Genomic DNA, 12,744 nt, shown 5'->3' with positions numbered 1-12,744 from the left:
GGATGCTGAAGGAAACGCGACCATCACTCCGGCGATGATCGACAACGGCTCTTCAGATGCCTGCGGGATTTCAGAAATGTCGCTTGATAATGACACTTTTGACTGCTCAAATGTTGGAGAGAACACGGTTGTTCTTACTGTTGAAGACAACAACGGGAATACTACTTCTTCCGAAGCAATTGTTACTGTAGAAGATAACGTAACTCCTGTAGTTGTGGTGAAAAACATCAGCGTGCAGCTTGATGATGACGGTAAGGTTACTATCGCCACTGCAGATATGGTGGAAAGTGCAACCGATAACTGCGCAGTTGGTAGTATTACGCTAAGTGAAACCCGCTTTGACTGTGCAACCGGTGCCACAAAAGATGTGACGGTGACTGTTACTGATGTGAACGGCAATATTACGACCAAAGTTGCAACGGTGACCATCCTTGATGAAACCGCTCCCGTAGTGATCGCGAAAGACATCGTGGTAGAGCTTGACGAAAATGGCGTGGCCAGTATCGTTGCCGAAGATGTCTACGATGAGGTTTTTGACAACTGCGGAATTGCTTCCATGAGCCTGGATATTACCAGCTTTGGATGTGACAATGAGGGGATGAACTTCGTCCTGCTAAGTGTTACCGACCATAGCGGAAACGTAGGAACGGCTGAAGCTGTTGTGGACGTGAGAAACAGCTTTGGAGACAATGATTCCGACGGCATGAAAGACAACTGTGACGATGATGACGATAATGATGGTATTCCTGATGATGTTGACAATGCACCGTTAGTTCCAAACCCCGATCAAACAGATACCGATGGCGATGGCCTGGGAGATATTGTTGACGCAGATGATGACGGTGACGGAATTCTTGATGAAGATGATAACTGTCCGCTGGCCTACAACCCTGGTCAGGAAGACATCGATAAAGACGGAAAAGGTGATGCCTGTGATACGGTTGAGCTACTTGCTTCTGAAGCCATGACGCCAAACGGTGACGGTATTAACGACACCTGGAGGGTTGTGAACATTGAGAATCATCCAAATTCCCTTGTCATTATTTACAACCGCTGGGGGAAAGAGATCTTTAGACAGTCGTCTTACCAGAACGATTGGGACGGTACGTACAACGGCGATGCACTGCCCGAAGGCTCATACTACTTCCAGATTTACCTTGACGGAAAGAACCTGGATAAAGACGGATGGTTGTACATAACAAAATAATGAAGCTCACAATGAAAAGATATATCAATAAATTTATCGTACTGTTCCTGATATTCACCGGAACGACTTTATACGCGCAACAACAGAATTCGTACACTTTTTACCGCCAAAATATGAACATCGTGAACCCGGCTTATGCCGGGGCCGATGGGCATACTACTTTTGCAGGTATTTTCAGGAGTCAGTGGAGTGGTGTGAAAAATGCCCCCGAGGCCCAGGCTTTTTCCTTCGGTACCTATGCCGGGAAAAGAGTTGGAGTGGGACTTTCGGTAGAAAACGACCGCACCTTTGTGGAGCAGCAAACCTTTGTGACTGCCGATTTTTCCTATAGGCTTCCCATGAACGAGCAACTCGATCTTTTCCTGGGGTTGAAAGCGGGTGGAAACTTTTACAACGTAAATACCTCTGAGCTTGAGACCTGGAATTACGAGGTAGATCCGTCGCTGGTGGGCCTTAGCCGGTTCAACCCTAACGTGGGGGTGGGCGCTTATTTAAAGCATGAGAAATACTATATTTCTCTGTCGGCCCCAAAGATCCTCGAGACCAAGCGGGCACGAGAAGAGGAAGGTATAGTAACTACGGCGGCAGACAGGGTACATATGTATTTAAGTGGAGGATATGACTTCAGGCTGAACAGCACGTTGGAGTTAAAACCTTCTGTTATGCTTCGATATGTGCATGGCGCCCCGGTTTCGGTAGATTTTACAGCGCTTATGAACATTCATAACAACTTTGAAGTGGGAGCAGCTTACAGGACCGATGAAGCCATTAGCGGCCTTGCTTTGATCAAGGTGATAGACTGGTTTGACTTTGGTTACGCTTATGAATCTTCCCTGCGTTCGGAATTACAAAATGCCAGCAATGGCACCCATGAGTTATTTGTGAGGTTTACACTGAAGGATTAGTAGAAAGTTTCTGATCTTGATTAAGCTTCAGGATTTATTTCAGAAATAATAAAACAAGAATCTGCTGTGGTAGAAATACCCGGCAGATTTTTGTTCTTTAAGGTTGAAGCAGAAAGCTTCCGAAGAAAATAAAAGACATCGGATTTAGACATTTTTGGTACCTTAATAAAATCACAATTAAATTATAATATTGTTATATGATAAAAGCAGTGATCATCGATGACGAGGTGAATGCCCGCAATTTGCTGGAGAAAACCCTCGACAAGTATTTTCCCAACAAGATCAATGTTGTGGAGAAGTGCAGCTCGGTAGATGCCGGGGTGGTTGCTATTAGAAATCATGAGCCCGAGCTGGTTTTTCTGGATATTCAAATGCCCGAAAAGAATGGCTTGGAGCTCTTCAACTATTTCGATAAGATCAATTTTGAAGTCATTTTCACTACGGCTTTCGATAGGTTTGCTATTAAAGCAATAAAACGCAGTGCACTGGATTATTTGCTGAAGCCCATAAATCATCTCGACCTGGCTGAAGCTTTAAAAAAGTTTGAAAGGAAGAACGAAGGTAACTCTGCACAGAAAAAATTGTCTTTACTGCTGGAGAACCTCAATGTCAATGACCAGAATGTGAGTAAAATTGCATTTCCTACACTTGAAGGTTTTGAACTTATGCATACCAATCAAATTCTCTATTGCAGGGCCGAGAGCAATTACTGCAACATAAAGAAGATTGACGGCAGCACAAAAATGGCTGCAAAGACTTTAAAATACGTAGAAGGAATACTTCCGCAGCACGCTTTTAAGAGAATCCATAAAAGCTATGTGATCAACCTCAATTATGTGGTGAGGTATCACAAATCGAATAAGGAGATTGAATTAACAAACGGAGAGAAACTTCCAGTTTCCTTTCGAAAAGAAGAAGAGTTTATAAATGCCATTTTACAGAACCACTAGATCTTTTCTCTTACTATTCTTGTGGTGTAATTTAGCGCTCTCTCAAAATTATCCCGTAAAACATTACAACTCGGCTAATGAACTGCCCAATAATGCCGTGCGGTCGCTACTGGTTGACAGTGATAAGGCGCTGTGGATTGGCACTGAAAATGGCGTGGTAAAAAAAGAAAATGGTGTCTTAAAATACTATTTTGAAGAGGATGGCTTAGCTCTCAACAGCTGTTGGGCTATTGCTGAAGATAAGAAAGGTAATTTGTGGTTTGGAAGTTATGGCGAAGGGATCAGCATCTATGATGGGTTTGATTTCACGGTTATTTCTGAAGAAGACGGATTGATTCATAATGAGATCACCAAACTCTTTTCTTACCAGGACCAGGTTTTTGTGGGAACCAGTGATGGGGTTTCTATCATTGATATCAACACTTTTGAAGTAGTTTCCCTGAAAAATCCGCCGGAGAAAAAGCTTTTTCGGGTACAGGATTTTTTCAGCTACAACAATGAGATCTACGTAGCCACGTACGATTTAGGCATCTTCAGAATTAATCAGCCGAAGGATGAGGCGGCTCTTGTGAAAGTCAGTGATCATAAATTCATTTACTCTGTTCTGGTAGATAATGACAGTATTTACAGCAGCAACAAAGAGTTCTTTACAAAGCAGAAGCTGGCAAACTATGTACAGGAAAAGGATCTTACTGCCGAAAAATTGGGCGCTTCCATCATCTGGGATTACGTAAAAACCGGGCAGGACAGGATCTTTGCGGCGGCCTGGGGAATATATGATACCAACGGCGGAATCTATGAAGTAGTAGGGGAGCGGCTGGTCTCAAGAGCATCCGAATTCAATATTTCCAGCAAGGAAGTTATTTCCCTGGCCTATGATCCCGATTTTGAGAAGCTGTACGTGGGCACCAGGAACGACGGACTCTTCGAGATCGCGCTAAATCCGCCAATCACTTTTCAAGAATCTGCCGGGAAAAGAACTTTGGGGTTTGCCAGGACAAAAAATGCTTCCGCAGTACTGCGGGATGATGCTATTCTTGTCAAAAATGGCATAAATGAGCATAGTATTAGTTTGCAGCAGCTTAAAAAATGGCAGGAGGATTATGTGCACACCACCAGCCTACCTTTGCCCAGGCATGAAGATCATTTTTACGAACTTGATTATTCTACAGTAGCTGAAGATATTAAGTTCTATGACATAAAAGTTCACCAGGATATGTTTTGGGTGAATACCAATATCGGGTTGTTTGCGATCAAAACTTCAGGAGAACCGGAACGCTATTTACCCCTGCATTCCGAAGAGATCAATTTTACTCCTGAAGGTAAACTCATAGAAACCAATCCCTATGGCGGGGTTAGGGTTTACAGCGATCTGGATGCTTTTGATTATACGCTTTTTAATGCTGAAGATGGGCAAACACCCACTATGGTGGTAAATAGTCTTCAAAAAGGGCAAAAAACGTACTTCTTATCTATTTTTTCAGGGCTTTATGTGTGGAAAAACGGCAGGTTTACCTCCTTTTTAAAAGGCGGAATCTGGAATGAGAAAAAATTAAAACACATCACAGAAATAGGAGAAAACCTGGCGATATCAACCGAATTTGGAGATGTTTTTATCATCAATGATGAAGGTTCATTTGAAGTTCTTGAGAAGATTCCGCGGGCTAAGATCAGGGGGAACACCATTTCTTTCATGAAGAATTACCGCGGCACTTTGATTATTGGTACCGAAAAAGGACTCACGCTCTATAAAGACCGCCGCTTTATATTTATGGATAAAGAGCAGGGGCTGGAGCAGCCTTTGCTGAGTGCCGAAGTACACCAGAATGTGTTGACAATTGGCAGCAATAACGGGGTTTATAACCTAGATCTGGATGCGCTTATTGAGCCGAAGATGCTGGTAGATGATATTGAGCTGAAGGAGATCTTTGTCAATAACCACAAACTTTCCTGGGTGCCGGTTGCCCGTGAAGACAGGGTAGAACTGGCCCATAATGAGAATACGCTGCTGCTGAAGTTTAGTACAAAAGCCCATCCTTATCCCCACAAATTGCAATACCAGTACCGATTGAATAAGGATGCCACCTGGAGCCTGGCGTCTTCAAAACCCGAAATATTTCTGCCTTCCCTGCCTCCCGAAAATTACAGTATTGAAGTAAAGGTTTCAGATGAAAGTACCGGGCTCAGTTTTACCCGCCCCTTACTGAACATGGCAATATTTCCCCCTTTTTGGAAGACCTGGTGGTTTGGCGGCCTGCTGGTGCTAATTGCCGGAACCGGAATTCTGGGAATCTATAATTTTCAGATAAGGCAGAACAGGAAGTTTGAAGCGCAAAAAGGCCTTATTCAGAAGCGTTTGGAAGAGACGAAAATGGAGGCCCTGCTCGCACAGATGAATCCGCATTTTATCTTTAATGCCATGAATTCCATTCAGTACTACATCATGGACAATGATATAGAAAAAGCCACCGAATTTTTGGGGGATTTTTCGAAATTGATCAGGTTAAACCTCGACCATTGTACCAGGCCCAAAATCCTATTAATCGAAGAAATTGAATACCTGCAGGCCTACATCAGGGTTGAAAATACGAGGTTTAATAATGCTATTCAGGTAATCTTTGAGGTAGATCCTTCGATTGATCCTTATGAGCTGGAAATTCCTACCATGTTGCTGCAGACTTTTGTAGAAAATGTCTTTGTTCATGCTTTCCCACAAAGTATTAAAAATCCGCTTTTAAAAGTTTCCTTTGAATTGCTTTCAGATGGTTTGCTGCAGTGTAAAATTGAAGATAACGGGGTTGGTTTTTCAAGCGGGGCAGGCAACAGGTTGCATGAATCTAAAGGGGTCAATTTGGTCAAGGAGCGGGTGGCACTACTGGGTTACGAGGTGGAAGAGACTTTACAGGTAACTTCAGTAAAAAATGAAGGCACTTTGGTACTCCTTAAATTAGTAGTTTAACGCTTACTTTCAAATTCCATACGTTTACTAAACGCTTTAATTTTCTCCTGTAAAATCTCCTATTTTTGTGGCAAATTAAGGAAAGATACAGTTGCTGTTCCCGGGATTATTATACGTAGGGGTTGTAATTTTTTTGGAGCATGCGAACTGTTTTTTTCCTAATTTTTAAAACTTCCTGTCTACAATATTACCAACTACATTTTTTTAATAGTCAGCATAACTGAAGCCTCTGGTGGATTCTCGTGTGTCTAGATCTAAAAGATTATTCTGAAGCTATAGAATACCTGAAATTTATTCAGCATAGAAAAAATATCATGGTTCCGCACGAAACAGAATCATATAACGCTGTTGTGGTAATTAGGTTGCGACAGTTGAGAGACTGGGGTGCCAAAAATGACATTTTTATGAACTATTATTTCTGAAGTTTTTGATAATCGACTGTATGTTAGTTTATTTATGATTTGCAGCTGAAGAAACATTAGGAGAAGCTCGCTTTTACGGGAATCCGCTTTCAAAGCTTTAAGAAAATATTTAGATTTACTACGAAAGATAATTCTTTCACAGCTATCCCTATAAGCACCTTAATTTTCATATTAACTAATTACAACTTAAAAATGAAAAAAATTACACTTGTAGTTTTAATGGTATTCTTGATTATACCAAAAAAAATGAATTCCCAGAATGAAGGTGAGGCAATCGCAGCAATTGCCGGTGGATTAATAGCCATTGGTGCCGGGGTAGCAGCGGTAGAACAAATGAAAGAACAGGCTGAATTAACTGCTACAGAATGGGTGCTCTCCAACCAACCTGAACTGGAGAGTTTCTCTTTAAAAACTCTGGACTTTGACGGGAAGAAACTTAAAGACATTTCTTCAGCCTCCGTAATGACGTTCAAAATACAGGAATTTGAACCTGCAGACAAACCCGAACTTGATGGAAAAAAACAAATTCTTTTTGCTTTTACCAGTCGGGGCTGGATAAGCGAATATGGAATTGATTTCAATAAAGTCAAATGGCATCTTATAGATGCTGATGAGTGGATGAATATGATGATAGCTTATTCCAAAGTAGCTTCCGAAAAATCAAACGAAAATCTAATTCGAGAGACTCTTAGGGATGGGAAAATTGTCAACAAAGGAGTGAAGACCAGAAATGGTGAAGATATACCGTTTTATAAGTTAGAAGGAGACATGTATCTGGTTATAGATTATTCTCCGGAAATGAAAATAATCTATAATGAAAGATCTCTCGGGATTTTCCTTAAAGAAAGTCGGGATTTAGTCCAGATCAGTAGAGGAAGTATAATTGATATCCATGAGTTTTTCAATAAAGGCTAATATCCGTATAGAGATCTTTTACTTCAATCCCCTTCCTTTTCTTTAAGAAAATATTTAGATTTACTACCCCTACACAAATTGGTTCACAGCTGCAGAAAATCCTCTACGGCAGTTGAGCTATGTAAACACATCATTAAATTAATGACCCAATCTAAACAACAACTGGAAAATCAGCTCTGGAACATTGCCAACACCCTGCGGGGAAAAATGGGAGCCGATGAATTCCGGGATTATATATTAGGCTTTATTTTTTATAAGTACCTGAGCCGTAAGATGGAGCTGCATGCCGACAAGATCCTAAAACCAGATAATCTTAGCTTCAGGCAACTGGAAGGTCATCCTCAGAAGGATCTATATCTTGAAGCTGTAAAAGAAGACGCTTTAATGCACCTTGGTTACTTTTTAAAACCTTCTGAACTTTTTAGCGAACTCGCCCGTCGTGGTAACGGAAACGGAAAGAGCAAATTTATACTGGCCGACCTGGATAAGGTGCTGCGGAATATCGAGCAGAGCACTATGGGAAGTGAAAGTGAGGAAGATTTTGGAAATCTTTTTGAAGACCTCGATCTTACCAGCAGTAAACTTGGTAAAACCGAGGAAGCCAAAAATGAACTAATTATAAAGGTGCTCACCCATCTCGACCAGGTAGATTTTGACCTGGAGAATACCGAAAATGATGTTTTAGGTGATGCCTACGAATACCTGATAGGAAAATTCGCCTCGGGTGCCGGGAAAAAAGCCGGAGAATTCTATACGCCGCAACAGGTGAGTAAAGTACTGGCAAAACTGGTGACATTGGGGAAAGATCATGTGAAGAATGTTTATGATCCTACCTGTGGCTCGGGTTCTTTGCTGCTTCGTGTTTCCAAGGAAGCCGAAGTTGGTGCTTTTTTCGGGCAGGAAAGTAATCCTACCACCTACAACCTGTGCAGAATGAATATGATCATGCACGATGTGCATTACAAGCGCTTTGATATTTACAATGAAGACACGCTGGAGAATCCTTCACCCGATCATTTTGAGGAGCGTTTTGAAGCTATTGTGGCCAATCCGCCTTTCTCGGCGAAATGGAGTGCGAGTCCGCTGTTTATGAGTGACGACCGTTTTGCCGCATACGGAAAACTGGCGCCAAAAACAAAAGCCGACTTTGCCTTTGTGCAGCACATGGTACACCAGCTTTCAGACACCGGGACCATGGCTTGTGTCTTGCCGCACGGAGTGCTTTTTCGGGGCGCTGCGGAAGGTCACATTCGAAAATACCTAATCAAAGACAAAAATTACCTGGATGCGGTGATAGGTTTGCCTGCCAATATTTTCTACGGAACAGGAATCCCCACTTGTATCCTTGTGCTGAAGAAAAACCGGAAGCATAGCAATGACATCCTTTTCATTGACAGCAGCGAGTATTATGAAAAGATAAAAACCCAGAACTACCTGCGGGAAGAGGACGTAGAGAAGATTATCGACACCTACAGGGAGCGGACGACCATTCACAAATACAGTTACGTCGCCCCACTTTCTGAGGTAAAGGAAAATGATTACAACCTCAACATTCCCCGCTATGTAGATACTTTTGAAGAGGAAGAGCCGGTTGATATCAATGCGGTTGCTGCCGACTTAAAAGCTTTGGAGCAGGATATGGCGGCTACAGATGCTGAAATAGCCGATTTCTGTAACCAATTAGGAATTGAACAACCTTTTTAGGATGGAGACGGAAACGGCGGTACAAAAGAAAACTGAGCCTTGGCCGAAATTGAGGTTTAAAGAATTTAGTCTAGATTGGCGAAAAGAATATTTAGAAAATCTATCCGAAGTAATTACAAAAGGTACCACACCAAATAGATTTGTATCCACAGGCATAAAGTATGTAAAATTAGAATGTTTAGATGGAATTAATATTGATGAATCAAAGTGTCTCTTTGTTGATGAAAAAACACATTTAACTCTTTTAAGAAGATCAATCCTAAAGAAAGGAGATCTTCTTTTTGCCATTGCGGGTGCAACTGTAGGGAAAGTAGGGATAGTTACAGAAGAAATATTACCAGCCAATACTAATCAAGCTTTGGCTATAGTAAGATTATTAAAGGAAGAATATCTACATTTTATTCTTCAGATCTTACAGTCCTCAGTAATGAAAAGGTACATCTACAAAAGTGTAAGTATTGGTGCTCAACCAAACTTGAACCTGCAACAAGTTGGTAATTTCGAATTTTTTATTCCCTCCCTCCCCGAACAACAAAAAATCGCCTCTTTTCTCTCTTCACTAGATAAAAAGATCCAACAGCTCACCCGCAAAAAAGCCCTTTTAGACACTTATAAAAATGGGGTGATGCAAAAGCTGTTTTCGCAGGAGATTAGGTTTAAAGATTTCACGGTATCCAAAAATGGCAAAATCAGGAAAAATTTTCCGGAGTGGGAAGTGAAGCCGCTTGGAAATATTTCTTCCAGAATATCCTATGGAATGAATAGCGCATCGAAAGATTTTGATGGCACTCATAAATACATCAGAATAACTGATATTGATGATAATTCACGACAACTTAGTCCGAGCTCTCTCACCTCCCCTGATGGGGATCTTAGCGAAAAATATTTAGTGCAACAGGGGGATGTTCTTTTCGCTAGAACTGGCGCAAGTGTTGGTAAAAGTTACCTACAGCAGATTCACGAGCCCAATGTTTATTTTGCAGGATTCCTTATAAGATTTTCTATAAAGGATGCAGTGCCTTATTTCGTTTACAGCCAGACATTAACAGAGCGTTACCGCAAATGGGTGACAGTTATGTCTATGAGATCAGGACAACCCGGAATTAATGCAGAGGAATACAAGATGTTTAAAATCTTATTACCTGTAAAAAAAGAACAACAAAAGATAGCAGATTTTTTATCTGCCATTGATAAAAAAATAGAAACTGTTTCGCAGCAAATAGAAAAAACACAAACCTTTAAAAAAGGGCTTTTGCAGCAGATGTTTGTGTAAATAAAGAAGAATGATGAGTAAAAAAGTAAATATTGACAACTATATTAACAACAAGTGTTGTATATTTGCATCAACAGTACACACCACGCTACCCATTAGAACAGCGTCCCAGGGTGTGTCTTTTGCTTTTAAAGAATTATATATAAACCCCACATGGTGCTACCACGTGGGGTTTTTTAGTTGATAAAATTTATGTTCAACAAAAAGGCATTTACTATACAGGAGCAAATAGCGCAGCTTAAATCAAGAGGACTAATTATTAATCCTGAAGATGAGGCCGAGCACTATCTTTCCCACATTAGTTATTACAGGCTGGGGGAATACTGGTATGTGATGCAGGAGGATAAAGAGAAACATGTTTTTAAGCCTAACAGCAAATTTGCAGATGTAATAGCTCTCTATAATTTTGACCGGGAACTTAGGATCTTATTATTTGATGTAATAGAAAAAATAGAGATCAGCCTCCGCACCAAGATGATCTATCATCTTTCACACGAATATGATGCATGGTGGTTTCAGAACTTCGAGTTGTTCCAGGACAGCAGGGCGTTGGTGAAGACCCTGGCAAATCTGGAAGAAGAAATAGGTCGTACTAAAGATGTTACTATAAAATCCCATTTTAAAAAGCACAAGGATGACCTGCGATTTCCACCTGCATGGAAATCCCTGGAGCAGACCAGTTTTGGAGCCTTATCCAAATTGTACGGAAACCTCAAGAATACAGCAAAATCCAAAGATATAATTGCAAAAGAATATGGAGCCGTAAACCATACTTACCTTCCAAGTTGGCTCCAAAGTATTTCACAGATAAGAAATTTTTGTGCCCATCATTCCAGATTGTGGAACAGAAACCTACCAGGAAAACCAAAATTGTTGCCTAATCCACCTAATAGTTGGATTGTTAATGTTCCGTCTCAGGGTCAGTTTCAATTCCTGTATATCCATCTATGTCTAATGAAATATATGCTAAATATTGTGCAGCCTGTAAATCACTTTTCCGAAAAATTGGAAGAGTTGTTCGTGAAATATCCAAATGTTGATCCAAACGCTTTGGGGATGAAACCAAATTGGCAGGAAGAACCTCTATGGTCCAAATCTGGTGATAATAAAATTAATTTAAAAAGGAGGTAATGAGCCAGCCCACGATTAAAAAACAGAAGTTGGAGCACCTACTTCAGAATACGAAAAGGATTGTGGATCACCACGAGAAACTTACAGTTGCGAAGGGGGAGCATTTCAACCTGTTTTCGGTATTGGGAATTGAATCAAGAGAAAATAAAACCCATTCTGCTTTTTTAGCGGAATTATTAGATCCGAAAGGCAGCCATAAACAGGAAAACAAATTCTTAAATTTATTTCTTCAGGTGGCGGGAAAAGAGTTGCCGGGAGAAAATGCCGTTGAAGACTTAACCTCGAATTTCATCAATACCACAAATACCAGTGTCATTACAGAATACAGCATCGGCAAACGGAATGACAAAAACAAAGAGGGTGGCAGACTGGACATTCTGATTAGAAATGGTAATGACTGCATATGTATTGAGAATAAAATATATGCACTCGATCAAAAAGCGCAGATTGAGCGCTACAGCAATTTCAATTCTGAAAGCAACAAAGTTTTCTACTTGACCTTAAAAGGTGGAGATCCTCACCAGGACAGTAAAGGGGAGTTAGAATCCGGAGAAGATTTTTACAATATCAGCTACCGGAAACATATAGTAGAGTGGCTGGAGTTGTGTCTTAGAGAGGTTCCAAATCTTACCAGCGTAAGGGAAGCTATTAATCAATATATCCTACTAATAAAAAAATTGACCAACACACTGCATATGGAACAGGAAAAGGAATTACAGAATTTAATGGCTACTTACTTAGAGGAATCCCGATATATTGCCAGGAAATATGAGACAATGATTGAAGATTTTCAGGCCAAATTCAGGAAAGATGTAGAAGAACGCCTGAGGCAGGAATTACCAGGGTTTGAAATTGAGTTTGGAAAACAAGCAATAGGGAATAAATATTCTAAGCTCTGGATATTTAGAAAGGAATGGAAGGATTCAGGATTAAAATTTGGAATAGAACCCTTCAGTGGAAAAGGACACGGGAATGGATATCTTTTTGTAGGGTTATACAATAAACAGGATTCTAAAATCATAGATCACATTCCGGATAATGAAAGGCTGAGTAGGTGGTGGAAACAAACCCAACCGTTACTAACAAATGATGAAAATAGAATCAAATTACAAGATGTTTTTTCTCTTCAAAAACTTTCCAAACCGGAAAGCAGTGAATATAAAGAATTAGTGAACTTGGTGGCTAAAAAAAGCAGGGATTTCATTGAAATTTATGATGAACAAGTATCTGTTTCTGTATTGAAAGACAAAAATAAAAAACTTCAAATGGCCGAATAAT

At 40.6% G+C, this 12,744-nt stretch carries 9 protein-coding genes; all 9 read left to right on the top strand.

Features of this window, described 5'->3' with window-relative positions:
• Nucleotides 1–1,207, top strand: a 1,207-nt coding sequence (locus ACQ93I_RS12830; protein ID WP_431698840.1) for a gliding motility-associated C-terminal domain-containing protein, incomplete at its 5' end; no start/stop codon positions are given.
• 11 nt (nucleotides 1,208–1,218) lie between these two features.
• Complete coding sequence (locus ACQ93I_RS12825; protein ID WP_431698839.1) at nucleotides 1,219–2,112, top strand: PorP/SprF family type IX secretion system membrane protein; 894 nt, start codon at nucleotides 1,219–1,221, stop codon at nucleotides 2,110–2,112.
• Between the two features lie 197 nt (nucleotides 2,113–2,309).
• Entirely contained in the window at nucleotides 2,310–3,062 is a 753-nt protein-coding gene (locus tag ACQ93I_RS12820; protein WP_431698838.1) for a LytR/AlgR family response regulator transcription factor, read from the top strand.
• Nucleotides 3,040–6,021 carry a sensor histidine kinase gene (locus tag ACQ93I_RS12815; RefSeq protein WP_431698837.1) on the top strand — a complete coding sequence of 994 codons (2,982 nt, stop codon included), beginning with the start codon at nucleotides 3,040–3,042 and terminating at the stop codon, nucleotides 6,019–6,021. Before ACQ93I_RS12820 ends, ACQ93I_RS12815 begins: the two co-directional genes overlap by 23 nt.
• Nucleotides 6,022–6,689: 668 nt before the next feature.
• A complete protein-coding gene (locus ACQ93I_RS12810) occupies nucleotides 6,690–7,358 on the top strand; it encodes a hypothetical protein (RefSeq protein ID WP_431698836.1) in 669 nt (222 codons plus the stop codon).
• Between the two features lie 141 nt (nucleotides 7,359–7,499).
• Nucleotides 7,500–9,062 carry a type I restriction-modification system subunit M gene (locus tag ACQ93I_RS12805; protein ID WP_431698835.1) on the top strand — a complete coding sequence of 521 codons (1,563 nt, stop codon included), beginning with the start codon at nucleotides 7,500–7,502 and terminating at the stop codon, nucleotides 9,060–9,062.
• Between the two features lies 1 nt (nucleotide 9,063).
• The gene (locus ACQ93I_RS12800; protein WP_431698834.1) at nucleotides 9,064–10,335 is read left to right on the top strand and encodes a restriction endonuclease subunit S; all 1,272 of its coding nucleotides are present in this window, start codon (nucleotides 9,064–9,066) and stop codon (nucleotides 10,333–10,335) included.
• 192 nt (nucleotides 10,336–10,527) lie between these two features.
• The gene (locus ACQ93I_RS12795; protein ID WP_431698833.1) at nucleotides 10,528–11,466 is read left to right on the top strand and encodes an Abi family protein; all 939 of its coding nucleotides are present in this window, start codon (nucleotides 10,528–10,530) and stop codon (nucleotides 11,464–11,466) included.
• Nucleotides 11,466–12,743 carry a PD-(D/E)XK nuclease family protein gene (locus ACQ93I_RS12790; protein WP_431698832.1) on the top strand — a complete coding sequence of 426 codons (1,278 nt, stop codon included), beginning with the start codon at nucleotides 11,466–11,468 and terminating at the stop codon, nucleotides 12,741–12,743. The genes ACQ93I_RS12795 and ACQ93I_RS12790 overlap by 1 nt, the downstream gene beginning before the upstream one ends.
• Nucleotide 12,744 lies beyond the last annotated feature (1 nt).

Origin of the sequence: Salinimicrobium sp. WS361 (genome assembly GCF_050750585.1) — a bacterium.
Classification (GTDB): Bacteria; Bacteroidota; Bacteroidia; order Flavobacteriales; family Flavobacteriaceae; genus Salinimicrobium.
Note: the sequence above shows the minus strand (reverse complement) of the source record. Positions and strands in the feature narration are given on the sequence as shown.

Bases quoted from the DNA above. Each gene is read 5' to 3' on its own strand.
- ACQ93I_RS12805 (WP_431698835.1), top strand. From the start codon at position 7,500: ATGACCCAATCTAAACAACAACTGGAAAATCAGCTCTGGAACATTGCC.
- ACQ93I_RS12820 (WP_431698838.1), top strand. From the start codon at position 2,310: ATGATAAAAGCAGTGATCATCGATGACGAGGTGAATGCCCGCAATTTG.
- ACQ93I_RS12790 (WP_431698832.1), top strand. From the start codon at position 11,466: ATGAGCCAGCCCACGATTAAAAAACAGAAGTTGGAGCACCTACTTCAG.
- ACQ93I_RS12795 (WP_431698833.1), top strand. From the start codon at position 10,528: ATGTTCAACAAAAAGGCATTTACTATACAGGAGCAAATAGCGCAGCTT.
- ACQ93I_RS12815 (WP_431698837.1), top strand. From the start codon at position 3,040: ATGCCATTTTACAGAACCACTAGATCTTTTCTCTTACTATTCTTGTGG.
- ACQ93I_RS12810 (WP_431698836.1), top strand. From the start codon at position 6,690: ATGAATTCCCAGAATGAAGGTGAGGCAATCGCAGCAATTGCCGGTGGA.
- ACQ93I_RS12825 (WP_431698839.1), top strand. From the start codon at position 1,219: ATGAAAAGATATATCAATAAATTTATCGTACTGTTCCTGATATTCACC.
- ACQ93I_RS12800 (WP_431698834.1), top strand. From the start codon at position 9,064: ATGGAGACGGAAACGGCGGTACAAAAGAAAACTGAGCCTTGGCCGAAA.